This window comes from Boudabousia tangfeifanii, assembly GCF_001856685.1.
Classification (GTDB): Bacteria; Actinomycetota; Actinomycetes; order Actinomycetales; family Actinomycetaceae; genus Boudabousia; species Boudabousia tangfeifanii.
On sequence record NZ_CP017812.1, the window covers coordinates 1,891,933 to 1,912,337 of the forward strand.

Below are 20,405 nucleotides of genomic sequence, written 5' to 3' on the forward strand. Positions count from 1 at the left end.
TTGGGATGCCACCACACTTTTTGTCTTAGTTTTTCACACCGGGCGCCCTCGGCCAGCCGAGTTTATTTCGACTTTGTTGAGGGGCTTGGGTGTTGGGTTCAGCCTAGTTTGCCCATTTCTGCGCGGAGCATCCAGGCGGTCTTTTCGAGCTCACGGGCGGTGGAGATGAGTAGGTCTGCGGAGAGGTGGTCTACTTCGTCGACTGCGTCAATGTGCTTGATCATTTCGGCGGCAACGTCCATGAGGGCGGATTCGAAGATTGGGTAGGCTTCGTCTACGTTAATGTAGCCTTCCTTGAGTGGCTTCAGAACGGAGGTGTCAGCGATGGTGTTGGCGCGACCGTCTGGGGTGCCACCGATGGCCACGAGGCGCTCAGCGAACTCATCGTACGAGGTGCGAGCGAAATCAACTACGGTGTCTAGCTGTTCGTGGAGGGAAAGGAAGTTCTTACCCTGTAGGTTCCAGTGGATCTGCTTGCCCTGTAGAGCGAGAGCGTTTAGGTCCACAACTGCCTGCTGCATTGCCTTTGCTACGGCTTCATTTACTGCCATGATTCCTTCTTTCTATGAAATGTCTGGTTTGGCCACCTTTAGGTCACCAAAGTTGAATTGAAAAGCTTGTATCGAACCGCTACTTTTACTAGTGTTTCTGCGGATTTAACGATTCCTTCTTAGGACTACATTTACTACCATAGTAGGTTTGATCCTAAAAAGCTATTCTTTCAGCTACTAGCCAAGTTTCACACATTAATCATGATTAGTGTCATAAAACTGTGTTGGAAGCGTCTTGGTTGTGTTGTCGGTTTTGGAGCTCGGGGCCCTGTTAAAATGGAAGGCATAGATTATCTTTCCCTCTGATAGGCTGTTGGGAATTGATTATTTCCTTTTACTTCGTTAAAAGGCGTATTTATAGCGTTGCCCTGCCAACTCTTAGTAAGCGGGACAACGCTATAAATGTTCTTAGATTTAGCTTTATTAAAATCGCCCGAAAACTTTCCAAAGAATTCCTCTAGGATGAATCCATGGGTACTCTAAGGGCCGATTCTAATTATTCTGATTGCAGTGATGGCAATGGTATTTTCACCAGTTCTAGTCATCCGCCTAGCAGCGAGAAAAAACCTGACTCTTATTGGCAAGCAATGTTTGCCTCTGATGGAGAAATCTCTAAGCTTCTTTCTCAGATAACGCCCAAAATGATTAAATGGCGTCATTATTTCTACCAGCATCCTGAGCTATCGAATAATGAGGATAAGACTGCTGCTTATGTTCTACATAGACTGTCTGACTTTGGCGTAGATGAAATAAAATCTGATGTTGCTGGTAATAGCGTAGTTGGAATTATCAATGGCTGTGGCGAGGGCAAAGCAATATTGTTACGTGCCGAAATGGATGCCTTACCCATTCGTCAAAGCCATGCTTGGAAGGGACGATATTCCAAGAAGATGTCGCTGCTTCCGCACTCGCCCGACATCTCGCACGCATCGGGCCATGACTGTCATATTGCCATTCTTCTTGGGGTAGCAAAGATTCTTTGCGAATTTCGTGATCGTTTCCGCGGGAAAGTCATTTTACTTTTCCAAGCAGGGAGCGAAGGTGACTATCTAAAGAAAAAACTGAACAGCGCGCGTCAGATTTTATTGGATGGCATCCTGCAAATTAACGCCCCTACCATGGCGTTTTCACTCAAGTCGGCTCCTGCACCTACTGGCACTTTATCTTGCCGAAAAGGTTTACAGTTTGCCGCTTCAACCCGAGTCAATGTAGCTTTCGACGCTACGATGAACACAAATATGTTTGAACCTGAGCGTACACCTGACCCAGTTACTGCACTCGCTTCCTTTTTAACTCAGGTTGAACAGTTGAAAAAGAGAAGTACGAATAAAGATAGTTTTCTTGCTTACTTTGGACATTTCTGGGATCGAGGACGTTTTAACCTGCTCCCAACCAAAACCGCAGCCTGGGGAAAAATTCATTACTTCGATGTGGATGAGTTTAACTGCTTCAAAACGGAACTTGAACGGATTGCAGAAGAATCAGCTAACGCTTTTCGGTGCGAATCAAAGGTAGTTTTTGATCAGCACATTCCTGAACTGAAAAACACTTCAAACATTGTTGAGGAAGCATATCCAGTTTTGGTCGATGTAGTTGGTGAAAATAATATTTTTGAGTCGATGCCTAGCTTCAAATCAGACGATTTCAGCGAACTCATAAACGAATTCGGAGGAGTCGAGATTCTATTAGGGGTGCAAGACTGTGAATACCCCAAAAACGGCTCTGTTGATCTCGACAGGCTAGCATTAAGCGCTTCGAGTCCAACACATACACCACATTTCTATGCACAAGACGAAGCATTAGAAGTCGGCGCCAAGGTTTGCCTGAGAATGGCTTTGGCGCACTTATCTGGCGAGGTTGGCTAGATATAGTTACAACTTTGCTGCCGAACATTTGAATGCTCGATAAATGACTTTTTGTTGAGCCATATCTAGAAGATTAGATATTCAGAATAGTTAAGGCGAATTTTCGAATCTGAGCCCTTGTCGGAATAATTGTCATTATTTTCTCTATGATTGTGGGAAACTATCTCGAGAGGTTAGTAGCTATAGCCTACGTTGAAGTTCAGTTACGATAATCGCACAAGCTTCGGCATCAGAATCTGCCTTGTGGTGATTTAGTCTAAACGATGGCGCGCATTCCTTTAGAACTGTAGGCAACTTATAGTTTTCTAAATCTGGAATAATTCTTTTCGCTGTCAGATATGAACAATAGAAATTCTGTGGGTGAGTCTTCGTTGAATAATACTCATCTAGTTCACGCCAAACCTTTGAATCAAACTGAGCATTATGAGCATACGCAGGCAAATCCTCAATAAATGAATCTACGAAAGGCACTAACTCCAACCACGAAGGAGCATTTTTTACGTCTCTTGCCCTGATTCCGTGCAAATAGGTGAATTCAAATCTATCCCACCCAACAGGGGGTTTAATTAAACTACTAAAACGGTCAACTATTTGGCCCCCTTTGACTTTCACTAAAGCAATTTGACATGCCGAAACGCCACCCATTTTATTGGCAGTTTCAAAGTCTACTGCAACGAAATCAGGCATCAATAATTCCGTATCGGAAGGAATATAGTGGTACCTACTCTTAGGCTTTTTATAAGTTGTCCCAGGATTAGCTCGAGATCGTCCAGTACAAATGCCTGAGTTATTAGGCTTATTTGCTTTAGCTACTTTAAGCTCTTCGACCAGTCGTTTCCATTCTTCTGTATAGACACTAGCGTCTCGCCCTTCCTTTTTAGCTAACATCTCATTTGCTTTTGCAAGACGCTTTTTTAACTCTAAATAGATAGGAAGATCAGTAGGAGTAATACCAAGCGACAACCAATTCTCGATCACCCTGGCTTCATCTGAAAACGCCTTCAACTTATGCTGAATAATCGCTACTTCAGTAACGTAATACTCCATACGATTTTCTGGATTTTTTATGGCCACCGAAGTCATAGATTCCATACATCCAGTAGCCACTTTTAACGCTTCTTCAAGTTTATTCTCTCGTTTCAGACGTGCTACCTCATCGCACCAATCGCAAATATCGCGCCCCTGATATTTAGGCATGATCCAAGAAATCGCAGGAGCAGTCTCTTGATACGCGCCCATGCGAGCCAAATAAGTTTTATCAGAATTATTTTGAGTAGGTGTTGTGACCTTCGTACTGCCATTAACTATTTTTTCTAGCCATTTCAGTAATCCCATAACCTTCAACTTTCAATCACTTTTCGACTTGCTTTTCGTGAATCTGTTCGAAAACTAAACATTCATTTGAATTATTTGGCTGCCGTCGAATTATATTACTTTTACATTTTCATTCGCTCGGATTGAATAGTTTTTCTCAACTTTCAATACTCTCCTAGTTGTAGATTTACTTATATTGTGGTCGGCAATCACAGGATAAAATATTCTCGTTATAGATATTGTTTCTAGTTCTTGTTATTCAACCTCTTAACAAGACTTTACAGCTGATTCACAAGGAAGAGCACTGATGCCGGCACGTTTTAGTTCCCCTGGTTTTATTGAGGCTCCGTGGTTTGATGCGGGGCGTTTTGGGTTGTTTGTGCATTTTGGGTTGTACTCGGTGGCGGCGCGGCACGAGTGGGTGATGACCCGCGAGAAAACCCAGGTATCCGACTATGAGCAACTGACTCAAGCTTTTGACCCGGATTTGTTCGATGCGCGTAAGATTGCTCGGGCGGCGAAGGCTGCGGGCATGTCTTATGCCGTCTTAACCACCAAGCACCATGAGGGGTTCTGCCTGTTCGACAGTCAGCTCACCGACTACACCGCACCCAAGGTGTGTGGCCGAGACCTGGTACGCGAGTGGGTGGAAGCCCTGCGTGCCGAAGGGCTTAAAGTGGGCTGCTACTACTCGCTAGTAGACTGGCACCACCCCGACTTCACCATCGACTTCAACCATCCTCGGCGTGACGACCCAGACGCACGCGAACAAAACGAGCAGAAAAACTGGGGGCGCTACCGCGAATACCTGCACGCACAAGTACGTGAACTCCTGACCAACTACGGGAAACTCGACTACCTGTTCTTCGACTTTTCCTACCCGTGGGAAGTCGACGGTTGGGTTGGCAAAGGCCGGAACGACTGGGACTCTGACGGGCTCCTAGCCATGTGCCGGCAGTTGCAGCCCGGAATGATTGTTAACGACCGCCTCGACCTGGAGGGCGACCTCGTCACGCCCGAACAGTACCAGCCCACCTCCCCCATGCTGGTCGAGGGCGAACCCGCCCGCTGGGAAGCCTGCCAAACCCTAAACGGATCGTGGGGATACGACCGTGACAATACTCGTTTCAAGAGCACCGAAATGATCCTGCAAATGCTGGCCGACACCGTCTCCAAAAACGGGAACCTGCTGCTAAACATTGGGCCCGACGGGCGCGGCAACATCACCCCACACGATCGGAAAACCCTGCAAGAAATCGCCGAATGGATGGAACTCCACCAGCAAGCCATCATCGGGGCCGGACAAACCAGCCACCCCGAAATGATTCCCGCCGGAATGACCGCCACCCAACGAGGCAACCGGCTCTACCTATTCCTCGACCGCTACCCCTTCGGGCACCTCCACCTGCCAAACAGCGCAGAAAAAGTCAGCTTCGCCCGCTTCCTCCACGACGGCTCACAAATCCAATGGGAACAATACGACCCAGAACAGGAAGCACTCACCACCGAGCCTGGTGGGCAACCAGCCGGCACCCTCAGCCTACGACTGCCCACCAAACGCCCCGAAGTCGCCCTGCCAGTCATCGAACTATTCCTCAAATAGCAGCAACCAAAACCATCAAAACGCCAAAACTGGCAATAAAAAATGAATGCCGGTCGGATCACCACGACAAGGATCCGACCGGCAAACCAAAGGTATCGCAACCAAAAAGCTTGCTTTACCTTTCCCGCACGTTAGAAAACAACGAGACCAGCAAGAAAAATATTCCAATCAAATAAAGAGATTGCGCTCACACTTAACTTTGGATGGGAATCAATCCCATTTTTTCGAGCCATTCTGTAGCTTCTGGCTAGTCGAGAGCTGCGGAGTCACCCAACTTGAAGCCCGCTTGAAGACTTGGGAGCACGCTCCCCTAGCTCAGGCTCACTTGAAGACCCTGGAGCGCATTCCCTTAGCTCAGGCTCGTTTGAAGACTTGGGAACGCGCTCCCCCAGCTCAGGCTCGTTCGAAAACTGGCAAAGTTTCCAAACTGACGGGAACTTCCACCACCTGCTCACCAGCATGCACTTCGCCGGAGGCAACGTCACGCCACCGCCCGGCAGGAAGTACCACCCGGCGGCTCGTTGCCCCAGGCTCAAGCACTGGTGCCACCAACAGGTCATCGCCCAACAGGAACTGGTCTCGGCATTGCGCCACCACGTCCGACAGGCTGCCCCCGTCCTCGGCCCCTAGATAAGAAACAGGGCGCATCAACGGGGTACCATCGCAACCCGAACGCTCCACCAAATCCAACAACAACGGCAAGTAGCGTTCGCGCATACCCAGGGCAACACGCAAAGCCTGGAAATGCGCCTCATCAAGGACGCGGGCCGGCGAAACCGAGAACTGCATCATCGGGGTCAAAGCCGCCACCTGGGCGTAACGCACAAACAACTCCTGATCAATGCCGCCGGCACGAGTCATCGCCTCAATCTCGCCGCCACCAATCATGTCCGGGCAAGTGAACGACAAACCAATCATCGCCTGCACCAGCATCTCCGGAATCAAAGCGCCAATACCGGTGCCATCCCAAGTAGGCGGCTTGTCCTGCAAGCGCTGCGCCAGCGGAGCCCCAGCCATCTTCCAACAAGCCCGGTACTCGTTAAACTCGTAGTCCAAACCGACCTCGGCCCACGCCTGGCACATGTCCACCGGTTCCAACCCGCGAGCCTGATCCGCCACTCGATAATCACGCACATCGCCCGCATCAAACTTGAAACCATCCACCCCAAAATCATTGCGGAGCGTATCCAACTGGCCCTTCAGCCAAGCGACCGCCTCCGGGTTCGAAAGGTCCAAACAGGCACTGAAACCGTTCCACCACGGGCGCAAAGCCACCTGGCCGTCCTCGTCCAGCAACAAAAAACCCTGCTTACGCAACTGGCGCGAAAGCCACGAATCGGGGCTAACAAACGGAACCACCCAAAGCATGACCGCACAACCCCACTCGTGCAAAGTGCGCACCATCTGGGCCGGATCCGGGAACGCCGACAAATCAAACTCCCAAGTGCCATAATCGCGCGCCCACATGTCGTCAATCATCACCACACCCGGAGGCATCCCACAATCCAACAAATTGCGGACATAAGCCAGCACCTTCTCCTGGGTAGGACGGTGCGGCATCTCAATCCAAGTGTTGTACTGCGGACCAGCAAACATGGCACGGGCCGGGCTACCCGAGGGCGACCACACCTGCGCCGCCAAATCCTGGTAGGCCCCAGCCAAAGTGCGAGCCTCATCAACCACCCGCAAATCCTGACCCCAAACATGCAAAACGCCATCGGCAAACTCAAAACGGAAAGGACGATCGCTACTAACGCTCCGACCATGAGTAGAAACTAGAATCGGTGCCGCCTGGTTCGACGGGGCACCAATCCCATCCTCGCTCGGCTTCGAAACCGCCAAGTCGCGAGAAAAATTCTGGTCCCCATAAGGTTGCATCGCCGCATCATCAACCGCGCCGCCCCACCAGCGTTCCCCCGCCAGCAGCTCCAACGACACCTCAGAAGAGCGCTTTACAGTCGACCCGTCAGTCATAATTTCCTCTACCTCTAGCTTGCAAATGTCAAAACGTGAAACACACACCCAAAAACACAAAAACCCCGAAAAGAACACTTCTCGAGGCTTAAGAACATAGGCCCCAATGCCCAAATTTGGAAATACGTATCACCATTACTAAAGCCTATCATAAAGGCGATTTTTTGCTCCAGTTCTAGCCCCCAAAATCACTAAAATAACTTAAACTAGAAACATGGCTCAATCACGGACAAAGAAGTCGTCGCTACCAACCAGTAAAGACGTGGCCCAATACGCTGGGGTCTCACAAAGCACCGTCTCCTATGTGCTGACCGGAAGTAAGAAAATTTCCGACGCCACCAGGCAAAAAGTTGAAGAAGCAATGAAGGTGCTCGGCTACCAGCCGCACCGAGGCGCCCGCGCCCTCCGCACCTCCAAAACCGGCCTAATTGTCCTCATGGTTTACCTGGCAGCCGGCTCCGACACCTTCGAAACTGTGCCCTACATTGACGCCATCACCCAAGAAGCCCAAAAACACGGTTACGAAGTAGTGCTCTCCACCGGCAAACCATCCGCCACCGTCCTCGAAGAACTATCTCGGCGCGGCTTCTGCGACGGTTTCATCATCATGGATATTTCCCGCGAGGACGAACGCGTCTCCCTGGCCCAATCCCTACACTTGCCCGTAGTCCTAATGGGACGGCCCAACCAGTCAGTCGACCTCGACATTGTGGACGTTGATGCCCGCTACGCTGCCTTCCAAATCATCGAAGACTTGGCGCATACCGGGCACCAAAGCGTCGCCGTCCTTGGAGGCAACGAAGGCATGTTCGCCGAACGATTCTTCGTCACCGAATTCCACCAAGGCCTTACCGATGCCGCCAACAAACACGGACTAAAAATCGAATTCTTCCGCCCCAAAAACAGTTCCTGGCAGGCGATGGAAGAGATCGTGCCCAAGATTGCGGCCAAACGCGACGAACGATTAGCCGTAGTCACCCGCACCCCCAGATCCTGCAAGCAAGCCTACCGGCTACTCGAAGGCGCCGGGCTCAAAATCGGCGAAGACGTCACCCTAGTTGGTTACTGCGCTGATCGTGCCGTCGACGACTACCCGCTACCGCTGAGCAACATTTCCACCATCGCCACCGAACATTCGGTACTGGCCGTACAATCGCTCATCGCGCGCCTCAAAGACCCGCAAATCCCCTACGTCACCACTCTGTTAAAAGCGCCGCCGTTCCAGCGTCGCGCCACCACCGTCAACTGGAAAAAGTGACGGGGTCTAGCCAAAGTCGGGGAAGCCGGCCAGGCACCGCCAACTAAAAAGCGGGCCTAACGCCACCAGTATTCGCCGCTGAAATCGGTTTCGATTTCGGGGTGGGCGGCGAGTTCGGCCTCGGTCACCAAACCCTGGTGGAACGAAGCAGTGCCCTTATCAATCCACATGGGTTCGTGCTGGCCACAGCCGGTCACCGGCAATTCGTAGCCGTTGAAAGCCTGCGTCTGGTGCGTGAAGAAATATTCTTCGAGCTGGTGGCTCAGGCGGCTAATGACTGCTTCAATCTGCGGGTCATTTTCCCGCTCTTGCGCTAGGTTGTTGGCTTCCTCGGGGTCATTACCCAAGTGGTACAGTTCGGTCGGCCCCTGATGGCGTAGCACCAGCTTGTAGTCGCCGACGCGAATCATGCGGCCGCCACCGTACTCGTCAAAGACAGCCACGACCTCACCATTGGCCTGATCTTCGCCAGTGGTTTGGGTGCAGCGCGAGCGTAACGAGGGCGCATCACACAACGGATCGACAGGCTTGGCCACCTGGGCGAAATCGCAAATCGTTGGCAAAAACGAGGTCGCCGACGCTGCCGTCGTATCAGTCTCAAGATTGGTAATTCCTAGTTCTTCCTGCAGCTTGGGCGGGAAGTATAAAACGCACGGTACCTTGACCGAGTTCTCCCAGAAATTCAGCGGGTAAGTGCCATTACCCTTGCCCCAAATGCCATGATGCCCACAAGAGAAGCCATTATCTGCTTGATAAACAATGATGGTATTGTCGGCCAGTCCCCGCTTTTCCAGTTCCTCCCGAACCTGACCAAGTAAGCGGTCTACCCCACCGAGGGCGGCCGAGTATCCAGCCAATGCCCGCTGGGGATCAGCGAAAGCCCAGTTGAACTGTTGCATCCGCGCACGGGTCCAAGGGTGCGCGGGCGGCCTCGGCACGCTGGGGAACTCGCAATCCTGGTAGGGGGCAAGAAGCTCTGCCGGATGATTCTCACTGTCCCAAGGATCGTGCGGCGCGGTAGTCCAAAGTTGCAGGTAGAAGGGGCGATCCTCGCCCTCGGCCTGATATTGGTCAAAGAACTCGGTGGCATGACGGCCAATGCCGTCGGTAAAGTAGCCGGGCTCCTCGGCCTGCTGACCGTCCTGCCAGATCGGCGCATTGTAATAGCGACCCCCACCGAAACGGTGCGACCAGAAGTAGTCGAAACCGGGAGGATTGGAGGAAGCATCCCCCAAATGCCACTTACCGGCGTGCCCCACATAGTAGCCGCCACCCTTGAGCAGCTGCGGCAAAGTATCGATCCCCTCAAGGTAGCGCGGGGACTCGGGGTAGGTGGTGTCCTTAATGGCGAGCCAGTCATGCACCCCATGGGCAGAAGGCATCCGCCCGGTCATCAACGAGGCGCGAGCGGGCGAACACACGGGTGAGGCACAGTAAAACTCGTCAAAAATTTTCCCTTCCTGTCCTAACTGCGCCAAGTTCGGCATTTGCAGTTCAGGCATTTTCCACGGAACTGCCCAAGGACCCTGGTCGTCAGTTAGGAGGAAGAGAAAATTTGGACGCATGATCAGCCCTTTACAGAACCCGAAATCAAACCGGCCACAATCCAACGCTGAGTGAAGACGAAGAAGACCATCACCGGAACCAGCGCGATGACGGTAATCGTCATAAAGAGTGGCCAGTCAGTAGTGAATTCACTGATGGCGTTGAAGACCTGCAACACGATGGTGCGTTTGTCGTTCGAGACCAACAAAATATTTGGCCACAAGAAGTCGTTCCAAGTTGCTAGGGTCTGGAAGACAACCACGGTGGTTAGAATCGGACGGATCAATGGCAACACGATTCGCCAGTAAATAGTCCAAGGACCAGCACCATCGATGCGGGCGGCCTCGATCAATTCCATGGGTAGTTTGCGCATGTAGCCAACAATCAGGAAGTAGCAGAAAACCGAACTACCCATGTAGACGATCACTAGGCCGAGCAAGCTGTTAGTCAAGTCGAGCTTAGCGCCAAGACGGTACACCGGGATCAAGGTTGCTTGTACGGGGATCGTGAAACCAATTAGCAAGATGGAGCCGACCGCGGCAGTAAACCAAGACTTACGCAAGATCATGCCGTAGGCTGCCAGCGAACCAATGAAAACTTGAAGGAACACTGCCGTGACAGTCACGATCAGGGTGTTCAAGAAGGCCTGCCCCACCGGCAAAGTGGTAAACACCGTGACATAGTTCGAAAGCGACCAGCTTTCTGGGAGCGCGAATGGCTTGAGCGCCATTTCGGTCTGGGTTTTAAAGGTCGAAACGAAAATGTAGTACAGCGGTAACATCACCACGGCGGTAATGGAAAGGACGATGGCGCTGCGCACCCAGTAGCGAACTCGTTCTTCCTTGCCACGACGAGTCGTTGGTGGTTTTTTCGACTTCTTCTTTTTGGTCAAAGGGTCTACTACGTCTGGGATTAAAGTGTTGTCTGCCATTATGCGAACCTCTGCGAAATTAGACGTGCAGCGAACATCTGCAACATCACTACTACCAACGATGCCAGCATGAACATCACACCGAGGGCGGAACCGATGCCCCACTGGGACTGGGCAACACCCTGGATGACGATTGATTGAGTAACCGTGTTGGTGGCGTAGCCTGGGCCACCACCGGTCATGGCGAATGGCATATCGTAAACCTTTAAGCCACCGGTCATTAGCAAGAAGGTGGAGACCACGATAGCTGGGACCAACTGCGGCAAGGTAATGTGGAAGAACTGCTGACGAGAGGAAGCACCGTCAATTTGTGCTTGTTCGTAGAGGTCTCCGGGGATCGCCTGCAAGTAGGCGATGTAGAGGGTGGCGTGCCAACCAACACCAGCCCATACCGAAACGAAAATAATCGCCCATTGAGCCATGGTGGCGTCAGCCAACCATGGTTGTGGCTCTGCCCCAAAAATGCCTAATAGTTGGTTGAAAGCACCGTTGGGCAGTGGCGAGAAAATGTAGCGCCAAACCAAACCTAGAATCGCCATTGAAGGGACGCCTAGGAAGAAGAACATTGAACGAGAGAAGTTCCTCATGAAGAAACGTTTGTTCAAGGTTACGGCCAAAGGAATCGCTAGCACGGTAGTGAAAATGGTGTGCATGAACGCGAACAAAAGGGTGAAGTATAGACCTTGGCTTAGTTCACTACTGGCCAGCACCTCACTGTAGTTCTGGAAGCCAACGAAATGGATTTCTTGACTCGAACCGTTGTAGTCGGTGAGGGAGAAATAGAAAGTCTGGATTAGTGGGATAACCGTCAATGCGATAAAGACGATCATGATAGGCATGATGAATGCCGTCGAGTAGAGCTTATCCCAGAAAGTACGAGAACGATCTTTCCGTACTTTGGCAGGCTTACCGCCTGGTGCCACAGTTTGTGGGCTTGTTGCTGTTGCCATGAGTGGTTCCTTGAATCTTCGTTGATTAGCTTAGTTTGCCGGGCCTCGCCCGGAAGCGAAAGCCCGACAAACTAACCAGTTACTCAGGTTTGTGAATCCTAGTGACTATCGGTCACTTGCTCCACTTCGCATCCAAGTTAGCAGCTGCCTGCTGCGGGGTTTCGGTTCCCTGGATCATCAACTGGAACTGGGCAGTCATTTCCTTAGCCATGACTGGGCCGTTCTTTGGCCAGTTGAGCCAGTAGTACTTACCGGTCTGGATGTAGTTGTCGTAGACATCCTTGAATTCGGCAGGAACTTCAGCCTTCCAGTTAGCGGAGGAGGAGAGCTGACCAACTTCGGAGTCGAGTAGCTTCAAGCCTTCTTCAGAGTTGATGAAGGAGAGGAACTTCTGAGCTGCTTCCAGCTTCTTGCCCTCAATCTTGGAGCTGATGGCGAATGGCGAGTCAGGGCCACCACCAACGAAGGCTTCGCCACCTTCGAATGCTGGGAATGGAGCAGCTTCGAATTCGATGCCAGCTTCACGAATGGTGCCAGCGTCCCACATACCGGAACGGTACATGGCTAGCTTGCCCTGCAAGAATAGCTGCTGGATCTGATCCTTTGGCACACCAACTACGGTCTTAGGCATGGTGTTGGAATCGATCATGGTCTGCCACTGGGTCAAGAGTGGGGTCCACTGCTTTTCGAAGGTTTCCTTGCCATCGAATAGTTCCTGATCGGAAGCAGGAGCATTCTTGGCGTACCAGCCGCCGAGCATTGGAACGAAGGAGCCGGAAATAACGTTGGGGTCTTCCATGTAAGGAGTGATGCCCTTTTCGTTAAGCTTCTTGCCCATCTCGTTGAATTCCTTCAAGGTGGTTGGGACCTTGTCGTAGCCGACATCCTTGAGGAGCTTCTTGTTGAAGATAATGGTGCCCATCCAAACGGTTGGGGTCATACCGTATGCCTTGCCATCAACGGTGTACTGAGCGACACCAGTTGGATCAAGGCCCTTCATGAATGGTTCGTTGGTTAGGTCGCGTGCCCAACCGCCGGAGATGACGTCATTCTTGGTTGCGGTCGAAATGTGGAAAACATCTGGGACCTGACCACCAGAAATACGGGTCATCAAAGTCTGGACGTATTCGTTTGCGCCACCAGCTGCACCCGAAACGTCAATCTTAATGTCTGGGTTTTCCTTTTCGAAGGTTTCAATAATCTTGGAAACCTTCTTGGTGTTTGCCCACGAGAAGTAGGTGATAGTGGTCTGGTCGCCGCTGGCGCCTTCGTTTGTGCCACTGCCTCCTTCATTGGAGGAGCCACACGCTGAAAGCGGTGCGACCAGCAAAGCAGTGAGGGCTGCTACGGTAATAAATTTCGATTTCTTAAGCATGTTCCTCTTCCTTGAGAAGCTGTCACCAAACGATGCACCCGTTATGCATGACGCCTTTTTGGTGATACGTAAAAACTAGCCGAAAATGTGCGTTACGGCAAGTTCTAAACGCGAGTCGTTATCTAACTTTTATCAAAATAAAATCTGGCTGTTTTTACTGGTCACACCGTAAAGATTCTCTCAATGCAACAAAAAGCGAACAGTTTCAAGGAAATTCTTCTATCACGTAATAAATAGCCGTAAAGTAAGGCTTTCACAGTTCAAGTATTTATTTTGCTCGCAGACTACCAATTTTACTGTTGGAAACATTGGCACAAACCGGCACTTCACCAGAAATTTCGGCCACTCCAGGCTGCCCCAAAAGTTCAATCCGAATCTGGTTAGCATTTACCACTTGGCAGTCAGCAATCTTTTTTGGATCTGTAACTTGTAGTTCCACCTTTGCCACGCCGGTCGGCGGGACTTTCACGATCGGCATGGGCCCGTTTTGCATAATTTCAGGGTGCGCAGTCAGAGCCTCATTAGCACTACTTAGATAAGTTAGGTCAGGAGAACCAACTAGATAACAGGTTTGCTTGCCACGATTGGTTGCTTCGAGGACGAAGTTTAAAGTGTCGCCTTCCGCCTTACCTGGGGTGAGCTTCCAACCCAAATCGTCGACGGGACAAGCAATTTTATCTGGCCCCTCTGCCAAATCCATTAGTTCTTCTGCTTTCCCAGGCTGATCTGTCCCACTAGTTCCAGGGCCTGAGTTTTCTGGGCTAACCGAGGGCGCTTCCACGGTTTTTTCATCGCCGGCGGCCGGTGCTGCAGCTTCTTCGGTAGCAGCATTGTTTTCTTCTGTGGCCGCAACAGTGGCAGGAGTTTCAGTTTCATTTCCTGCATTTTCCGCGTTCCCACAAGCACTCAATCCCAGAGCCGAGAAAAGCAATAGCGCGGCGAGCATCCCAGTATTGATCGATTTTTTCATACCCCTAAGAGTACTACTAGTTTCAAAACTACTTAGCATAACCAAAGAACAAATACCGAAAATTGCTCACATAATCGAGTTGCACGTCACAGGAGAGCGTTATATAATCGTTATCGAGATTCATTTTATCTCTCCTTTCTGTGTTGATGTAGTGGTTCTGACCCCCTTGCCATAATGGCAAGGGGGTCAAACTCTTTATCTTCACTTTTCTTATTTCATCCCTGAGCGGCTACAGGTGCAGCTTTCCCTAGGGAATAAGCAAAGACACCAACGTTAAGGGCGCGCTAACCAAAAGACCAGCCACAGCCTAAGGGTTAGGTTAAAGCGCCAGCCGCAGCGAGAAGGCTGGGCTAAAGGTCTAACCACGGCCCATAGTGGCTAGACTGAGGAAACGGCTGCCTGTTAGGAAGCAATCGCAGTCCGATTGACCAGCCCAAAGAGACTAGCTGCGTGTTAGGGGGCAACCGGCGCAGTGAATTTTGGCCTCGTCAGTTTGGGGTCCACCGGGGGCGCAACCGCCTAAACCGGAACTGCATAGGGATTCTGCCGAGTCTAGTTTTCCGGCCCGTTGGAGGTGGTCCATGATGGCTGCCGCAAAGTGCACGGGCACGCCAGCTCGTTGAGCGATTGCCGGCAGGGTTCCCCCGGCCTGGATTTCTTGAATCACCCGTTGGGTTGGCCCCGCCACCGGGTTGGCCGGTGGCCGCAGGGTTGCGCTCCGCGCCCCGTTTTTGCTTGGGGTGCTGGCCGGGGCGGATTGTGGTTTCCGTCCTCGGCCAGCAAAGAAACGACTTGGGGTCATACCAATAATGATCCCACCTGGTAAACCAAGACGGCAAGCACCCAAGCGGCGATCAGCTGTGCGAGTACGGCCAAGGTGGTGGCCTTACCGCCAATCAAACGGGCCTGTTCAGCCACGGTCGCCAAGCACGGGGTGTAGGTGAGGACGAAGACGAGGAAGGCGAAGGCAGCTACTCCGGGCGCCTCGGGAGCGGACTTATTGAAGGAGTCCTTCACGAGTTCGGGGAGCTTACCGAGGTCCTCGCCGCCATCTTCCGCGTCGCCACCGTCAGTGTCGGGGTCGAGGGCGTAGGAGGTGACGATGGAGGAAACGACGGTTTCCTTGGCCACGAAACCGGTCATCAAAGCACCGGTCATGTGCCACTCGCCGAAGCCTGCAGGCTTAAATACTGGTTCGAGCACCTGGGCGGTGCGACCGTAAAGCGAATCGGACATGGGGATTTCGTCCGCGAACTTGTAGCCCGAAACCATCGGGATCGCGCCCATTAGCCACACGACTAGGGTCATGACCACGATGATGGAGCCGGCGCCCTTAACGAACTGCCAGACATTAACCAAGGTGGTCTTAACTAGCACGACCACGCGAGGTGCCTGGTAGGCAGGCAGCACCAGCATGAGCGGGGCTTTGGCGCCTTCTTGGTTGAAGAATGGGCGCAAAATGAGGGCTCCAACCACGACCATGACGATGGACAGGACGTACATGGAGAAGACCACGGTTGAGACGTTGCCGGGGAAGAAGATGCGGGCAATCATCAGGTAGATGGTTAGTCGGGCCGCGCACGAAGTGTATGGAATTAGCAGGACTGAAACGAAGCGCTGCTTGGCGCTCGGCAGGGTTTTCAGGCCAGCGAGGGCGGGCAGGTTACAGCCGAAGCCCATAATGAATGGCAGGATCACGCGACCGTCAAGGCCGATGAGGCGCATGAGTCGGTCCCCTAGGAAGGCGGCACGTGCCATGTAACCGGAGTCTTCTAGGATCGAGATTGCTAGGAAGATGACGGCCATGAGCGGCACGAAGGAGGCCACCACACCGAGGCCGGTGCAGACACCGTCCACCAAGATGCGGGTGACCCAGGAGTCCCCCAGGCCCATGGTTTCAAGTACCCAGGAAACCCCGTTGGCTAGCGACCAGTCGCCTTCTTCGGTGGATGAGAAGATCCCGTCGAACCAGTCTTGGAGTGGCCCCACCCAGTCGCCAGCGATCTTGAACAGCAGCCACATGAGGAAGAAGAACACGGGAATGCCAGCCAGCGGGTGCAGAAGCACGGCGTCGATCTTGTCGGAGCGGGATGGTTTCCCGTCGACTCGGCGCATGGCACCGGCACGCTGCTGGACTTGTTCTACCCAGTCGAAGAGGGCGACCGCGTCGGGATCCATGGCGAAAGAACCTTCTTTAGGTTCCGTTTCTACCTGGCCGAGGGCGTCCTCGGCAGTTTCTTCAACGCCGGAGCGTCGCACCGTGGGGGTGGGCAGGTCTTGGCTCTGGCTAGCGGCAGCCTCGGTGGCGGCAGTAACTTCAGTGTCTTCGGGGAGGGGCGGGCAGTTGTTTGGTCCAACCCGGCGGCCACAGCATTCTGGTGGCGCCACGTCCACCAAATATGGTGGGTTTTCGAGGGCGAACTCAACGATTTCTTGGACTTTGGCAGCGCTTTCGCGGCGACGGGGGTCAACCTTGACCACCGGGATACCCAGCACCTGTGCGAGCGCTTTTTCGTCTACCGGGTCGCCTTCGGCCTCGGCCACATCGGCTAAGGTAACCACCCCTACGACTGGCAGGCCGGTGCGGGCGACTTGACCCAGCAGGTAGAGCGAGCGGGTGAGGGCCGAAGCGTCTAGCAGCACGACGGCTAAGTCGATGCCTTCGCCCTCGGCTAGCAAGTCTTTTTCGCCGCGGGAACGCAAGGTGTCGGTCACGACCTGTTCGTCAGGGCTGGCGGCGATCAGCGAGTATGTACCTGGCAGGTCAAGGATGCGGGCACCGAGGGCGGCCCAACGACCTTCCATTACTTCGACGGTGGTACCGGGGGCGTTTACTACTTTTTGGTGCGCCCCGGTCAGAGTGTTGAAGAGGGTTGATTTACCAACGTTCGGGTTACCTACGAGGGCGATGGTGGCGCGCTGGGAGTCATGCTGGTGGCGGCGACCGAAACGACGTTTGGTGCTAGGAGCACAGGCGTTAACTGTGTTAGTTGGAGGGCACTTTGGGCAACTCATTTGGCTTCCTCCGTCAGTTCAGCGGTGATTTGGCGGGCGGAACGGGCATCAAGGGCCACACGGGCACCTTTCACATTCAAAACTACGCCGCCGAAAGCACTACGGTTGGTCACCGTGAACTCTACCCCTGGGCGTAGACCTAGTTCCTGTAAACGCAAGCGATATTGCGCCGGAACATCCACATCAATCAAGCGAGCTTTGACTCGTTTCGGGCATTCAGAGACTAACATAGCCCCTAGGCTAGCAAGGCCTAAGAAAAGATTAGGCTTACCAAAGTCCCTGATTTAAACAATTATTGGCTTTCGTTATCATTTTGCGACAATTTTAACGCTCTAGTCAGAGATTTTCTGACGCTAGTCAGTTAAATATGCGATTTCTATGCGCTTTTGGGGAAGAGTCTGGGGCAATTTTCCTTGGTTTTCTTTGTTTTTTGACGGCACAGTTAAAACTTAGCGCTGATAAACTATGAGTATGGCTGAAAACATTGTGGTTTTTGAGATTCCGTACGCTTGCCCGCAGTCGCAACCGGATCATGACTTGATGCTGGCGCTGGCCACAGTTTTTAATCGCGAACAGGAACATTTGGGGACCGCAGCACTGAGCGAAGCCACTCCTGAAGAATTTTCGGCCTGTCTTAATCCGTCCCCCGATAGTGTGGTGAAGCATCGGATCTTCGTGGCGCTAAAGGCATCTGCCCTTGCCGAGGACGCTTCAGGGGTCGATCCAACGACCGGCGCCGCATCGAAAGCCCCCAAGTTGGGAGTTGCCGACGATGCCTCTAGAGACCGCTCAACAGCTAGCAACGCGTCAGCCAACAGCAATACTGCACCCGTTTTGCCGCACGAGGTGCGGGTGCGCGATGTGGTTGGTTACGCCTCACTGATGTATTGGGATCAGCCTGAGGCGAAGCAAGGTTACCTTTCGGTGTTCACGGATGTGGATTATCGCCGTCAAGGTATCGGTTCAGCTTTACACGAGGCGGCAGCTAATCGCGCTCGCACCTTGGGCTTATCGATTGTTGAGGGTTGGGTGGTAGCGATTTCTGATCGCATCACTCCCCCACAACGGGAGGCGGCGGTTCACTTGCCCAATGGTGATTCTTTCCCCATGGTTCCAGAGCTGGCTGCGACGATGAGTTGGGGTTACGAGTTGGGCAATGTGGAGTATATGAACGCGCTACATTTTCCGATGACCGAGGACGCGATCGCGATTTTGACCGCCCGTGCCGCAGAAATGCCTAGCAATTTCCAAGTTTATTCTTGGTTAGATGCGGACTATCCCCCAGAGTTAGCAGATCCGGCCAAGTTCATGGAAAGTTTCTTGCGGTTGCGTAGCTACGCGAATGAGGAAATCCCGGCCGGTGAGCTTTCGGTAGAAAATCATTCTCATACGCTTGCCTCTTGGGAAGCTTTAGTGGAGCGGGATGTTCGTGCTGGCAAACAGTTATTGAACGCAGCGATTTGCGACGAGTCTGGGCAAGTAGTCGCGCTATCAACCGCCCAGCGTCAAGCGCGGCCCGAGGGCGTTTTCCACCAGGACACCACGCTGGTGGCACCGTCAGCTCGTGGCCAAAAACTCGGTTGGGCCCTAAAGGCAGCGCTACATAAGTTAATCGTGAGCACCTGCGATCAGCCGCGGGCCATCCTGACTTGGAATGCAGTTTCAAACAAATCAATGCTGCACATCAACGAAAGCATCGGTTTCCACCCGTTCCTGCTCGAAGGCGTAGTGCAGTTGCGACTCTAAAAGGAAACGCTATTCCATCTTTCAACGGCACGTCAGAGTAGTAACAGTTTCGTTTGTTAATGCCACGTGCCTACTAGCCATTGGGGATGTCCCATTCAAAACAGTATTTTAGCGTTGACAAATTTGGCACAAATTATGTTCGAACAAGTAAGTTGAAACTATCGAACAATATTTATCTCCAAAGTCGTGGGCTGAGGAGATAGCTGTATCGTTTAAAGTGGAGCATCGTATCAAGGTTCAATAGCACAAGACACTCTTTATTCGCTGACAATACCTTTTGTAGGGTAAAGGCACGCTACGCGCCTCATTTGAGAACAAAAAAGTTAAACAATTACTTTATAAATTGAAAAAAACATTAAAAGTGTATTCTTTAATATAACTATTAGCCTAAAATTTTAGGAAGTTACCAATGACGCTAAGAAAATTAGTTATCCAACCATAGTGTAGTTATCCCTTCAATCTTGGTGAGCATAAATGGAAAAGGCTATCACTTTTAGTTTGCTGTTATCCGTAAGCATTATTTTGGGTGGTTGCGGGCAGTCTCTTCCCGCTCAAAATTCCTCCCCTCAGTCGTTGCCGGCTTATGAGCATTGGCGTGCTAGCGTCAAAAATGAACCGAAACACCTCAGCGAAAGTGAGGTAACGCAGTTACGTTTGGAGCGAGCAAAAAGAGAAAAACCGGATTGGCTGGGGGATGCAAAAATCCCGGAAGTGGTGCGTGAAGTTGACCGCGATGAGCAACCAAAGGTACTAGCGAAGTGTTTGGCCGACCAAGGCATTGAAGCGCGCCCAACCTCTTCGGGTGTGATTACTGGAAAACTTGACGATAATGGAACTTCCGGCAGTGAACAGAACACTGACCCGGCAGCCCTTGAAATGAAAAGAAAACGTTTTCAGGCAGCTTCTTGGGAATGCCTGGTGAAATACCCGGTAATTGAAAGCCAAGTTGTTGACGACTCCGCCATTTCCGACCAGATCTATTACGAATACTATCGTGACTGGTGGATTCCTTGCGTGGAACAGAACTTTGGCGGCAAATATGACCGGTCGCAGATCCCTTCACTTGAGTCTTACTTAAACGATCACGAATGGAATTTGCAGGGATCCGAAAGCTGGAAAGACATTTCTGGAGACTACTTTGATCCCGGTACCAGCAAGGGAATGAAGCTTGACCAAACCTGCCCCATACTTCCCCCGGCAGCAGCTTTAAGTGGTGAAAACTAGATGATAAGAATGGACAATTGTGCGGCCAGGGAAGTTCAGGCCGGCCCGTTTGCGGTGGGCGTGATATAGATGGTTCAGGGGTTG

16 protein-coding genes are annotated in these 20,405 nt (G+C 52.1%); 5 read left to right on the plus strand and 11 right to left on the minus strand.

Translation table 11 applies throughout. The features are described from left to right. Positions 1 to 98: 98 nt before the first annotated feature. The gene (locus BK816_RS07740; RefSeq protein WP_071164663.1) at positions 99 to 551 is read right to left on the minus strand and encodes a Dps family protein; all 453 of its coding nucleotides are present in this window, start codon (positions 549 to 551) and stop codon (positions 99 to 101) included. Between the two features lie 470 nt (positions 552 to 1,021). Between BK816_RS07740 and BK816_RS07745 the strand changes: the two genes are divergently transcribed. Beyond that, positions 1,022 to 2,416 (plus strand): M20 metallopeptidase family protein, encoded by a 1,395-nt coding sequence (locus BK816_RS07745; RefSeq protein WP_071164664.1) that lies wholly within the window; start codon positions 1,022 to 1,024, stop codon positions 2,414 to 2,416. 180 nt (positions 2,417 to 2,596) lie between these two features. Here the strand turns inward: BK816_RS07745 and BK816_RS09700 are convergent, their stop codons facing one another. Beyond that, positions 2,597 to 3,751, minus strand: a complete 1,155-nt coding sequence (locus BK816_RS09700) for a 3'-5' exonuclease (RefSeq protein ID WP_083379261.1) — start codon at positions 3,749 to 3,751, stop codon at positions 2,597 to 2,599. Between the two features lie 286 nt (positions 3,752 to 4,037). On the opposite strand from BK816_RS09700, the gene BK816_RS07755 reads away from it, so the two are divergent. Next, on the plus strand, positions 4,038 to 5,333 hold the full coding sequence (locus BK816_RS07755) for an alpha-L-fucosidase (protein ID WP_071164665.1): 1,296 nt from the start codon (positions 4,038 to 4,040) through the stop codon (positions 5,331 to 5,333). 393 nt (positions 5,334 to 5,726) lie between these two features. Here BK816_RS07755 and BK816_RS07760 read toward each other — a convergent pair whose 3' ends face one another. Next, positions 5,727 to 7,307 carry a glycoside hydrolase family 31 protein gene (locus BK816_RS07760; RefSeq protein WP_071164997.1) on the minus strand — a complete coding sequence of 527 codons (1,581 nt, stop codon included), beginning with the start codon at positions 7,305 to 7,307 and terminating at the stop codon, positions 5,727 to 5,729. Positions 7,308 to 7,521: 214 nt separating this feature from the next. Between BK816_RS07760 and BK816_RS07765 the strand changes: the two genes are divergently transcribed. Continuing rightward, a complete protein-coding gene (locus BK816_RS07765; protein WP_083379163.1) occupies positions 7,522 to 8,565 on the plus strand; it encodes a LacI family DNA-binding transcriptional regulator in 1,044 nt (347 codons plus the stop codon). A gap of 56 nt (positions 8,566 to 8,621) precedes the next feature. Here BK816_RS07765 and BK816_RS07770 read toward each other — a convergent pair whose 3' ends face one another. From BK816_RS07770 to BK816_RS07805, 8 genes are all read right to left on the minus strand, one after another. Then, entirely contained in the window at positions 8,622 to 10,130 is a 1,509-nt protein-coding gene (locus BK816_RS07770; RefSeq protein ID WP_071164667.1) for a sulfatase-like hydrolase/transferase, read from the minus strand. Between the two features lie 2 nt (positions 10,131 to 10,132). Beyond that, on the minus strand, positions 10,133 to 11,041 hold the full coding sequence (locus BK816_RS07775) for a carbohydrate ABC transporter permease (RefSeq protein ID WP_083379164.1): 909 nt from the start codon (positions 11,039 to 11,041) through the stop codon (positions 10,133 to 10,135). After that, positions 11,041 to 11,991 (minus strand): carbohydrate ABC transporter permease, encoded by a 951-nt coding sequence (locus tag BK816_RS07780; protein ID WP_083379165.1) that lies wholly within the window; start codon positions 11,989 to 11,991, stop codon positions 11,041 to 11,043. The genes BK816_RS07775 and BK816_RS07780 overlap by 1 nt, the downstream gene beginning before the upstream one ends. Positions 11,992 to 12,103: 112 nt before the next feature. Further along, positions 12,104 to 13,366: an ABC transporter substrate-binding protein gene (locus BK816_RS07785; RefSeq protein ID WP_071164668.1), complete on the minus strand. Its 1,263-nt coding sequence runs from the start codon at positions 13,364 to 13,366 to the stop codon at positions 12,104 to 12,106. A gap of 268 nt (positions 13,367 to 13,634) precedes the next feature. Beyond that, complete coding sequence (locus BK816_RS07790; RefSeq protein ID WP_071164669.1) at positions 13,635 to 14,336, minus strand: DUF4232 domain-containing protein; 702 nt, start codon at positions 14,334 to 14,336, stop codon at positions 13,635 to 13,637. 442 nt (positions 14,337 to 14,778) lie between these two features. Then, entirely contained in the window at positions 14,779 to 15,138 is a 360-nt protein-coding gene (locus BK816_RS07795) for a hypothetical protein (RefSeq protein WP_083379167.1), read from the minus strand. Continuing rightward, positions 15,135 to 17,351 carry a ferrous iron transport protein B gene (gene feoB, locus BK816_RS07800; RefSeq protein WP_083379168.1) on the minus strand — a complete coding sequence of 739 codons (2,217 nt, stop codon included), beginning with the start codon at positions 17,349 to 17,351 and terminating at the stop codon, positions 15,135 to 15,137. The genes BK816_RS07795 and feoB overlap by 4 nt, the downstream gene beginning before the upstream one ends. Further along, positions 17,348 to 17,581 (minus strand): FeoA family protein, encoded by a 234-nt coding sequence (locus BK816_RS07805; RefSeq protein ID WP_083379169.1) that lies wholly within the window; start codon positions 17,579 to 17,581, stop codon positions 17,348 to 17,350. Before BK816_RS07805 ends, feoB begins: the two co-directional genes overlap by 4 nt. 241 nt (positions 17,582 to 17,822) lie before the next feature. On the opposite strand from BK816_RS07805, the gene BK816_RS07810 reads away from it, so the two are divergent. Together BK816_RS07810 and BK816_RS07815 are read left to right on the plus strand one after the other, a co-directional pair. Then, entirely contained in the window at positions 17,823 to 19,097 is a 1,275-nt protein-coding gene (locus tag BK816_RS07810) for a GNAT family N-acetyltransferase (protein WP_071164670.1), read from the plus strand. Positions 19,098 to 19,571: 474 nt separating this feature from the next. Next, positions 19,572 to 20,321 (plus strand): hypothetical protein, encoded by a 750-nt coding sequence (locus BK816_RS07815; protein ID WP_071164671.1) that lies wholly within the window; start codon positions 19,572 to 19,574, stop codon positions 20,319 to 20,321. Positions 20,322 to 20,405 lie beyond the last annotated feature (84 nt).

Bases quoted from the DNA above. Each gene is read 5' to 3' on its own strand.
- BK816_RS07765 (WP_083379163.1), top strand. From the start codon at position 7,522: ATGGCTCAATCACGGACAAAGAAGTCGTCGCTACCAACCAGTAAAGAC.
- BK816_RS09700 (WP_083379261.1), bottom strand. From the start codon at position 3,751: ATGGGATTACTGAAATGGCTAGAAAAAATAGTTAATGGCAGTACGAAG.
- BK816_RS07770 (WP_071164667.1), bottom strand. From the start codon at position 10,130: ATGCGTCCAAATTTTCTCTTCCTCCTAACTGACGACCAGGGTCCTTGG.
- BK816_RS07780 (WP_083379165.1), bottom strand. From the start codon at position 11,991: ATGGCAACAGCAACAAGCCCACAAACTGTGGCACCAGGCGGTAAGCCT.
- BK816_RS07805 (WP_083379169.1), bottom strand. From the start codon at position 17,581: ATGTTAGTCTCTGAATGCCCGAAACGAGTCAAAGCTCGCTTGATTGAT.
- BK816_RS07790 (WP_071164669.1), bottom strand. From the start codon at position 14,336: ATGAAAAAATCGATCAATACTGGGATGCTCGCCGCGCTATTGCTTTTC.
- BK816_RS07775 (WP_083379164.1), bottom strand. From the start codon at position 11,041: ATGGCAGACAACACTTTAATCCCAGACGTAGTAGACCCTTTGACCAAA.
- BK816_RS07745 (WP_071164664.1), top strand. From the start codon at position 1,022: ATGGGTACTCTAAGGGCCGATTCTAATTATTCTGATTGCAGTGATGGC.
- BK816_RS07755 (WP_071164665.1), top strand. From the start codon at position 4,038: ATGCCGGCACGTTTTAGTTCCCCTGGTTTTATTGAGGCTCCGTGGTTT.
- BK816_RS07810 (WP_071164670.1), top strand. From the start codon at position 17,823: ATGGCTGAAAACATTGTGGTTTTTGAGATTCCGTACGCTTGCCCGCAG.
- BK816_RS07760 (WP_071164997.1), bottom strand. From the start codon at position 7,307: ATGACTGACGGGTCGACTGTAAAGCGCTCTTCTGAGGTGTCGTTGGAG.
- BK816_RS07740 (WP_071164663.1), bottom strand. From the start codon at position 551: ATGGCAGTAAATGAAGCCGTAGCAAAGGCAATGCAGCAGGCAGTTGTG.
- BK816_RS07795 (WP_083379167.1), bottom strand. From the start codon at position 15,138: ATGACCCCAAGTCGTTTCTTTGCTGGCCGAGGACGGAAACCACAATCC.
- BK816_RS07815 (WP_071164671.1), top strand. From the start codon at position 19,572: ATGGAAAAGGCTATCACTTTTAGTTTGCTGTTATCCGTAAGCATTATT.
- BK816_RS07785 (WP_071164668.1), bottom strand. From the start codon at position 13,366: ATGCTTAAGAAATCGAAATTTATTACCGTAGCAGCCCTCACTGCTTTG.
- feoB (WP_083379168.1), bottom strand. From the start codon at position 17,351: ATGAGTTGCCCAAAGTGCCCTCCAACTAACACAGTTAACGCCTGTGCT.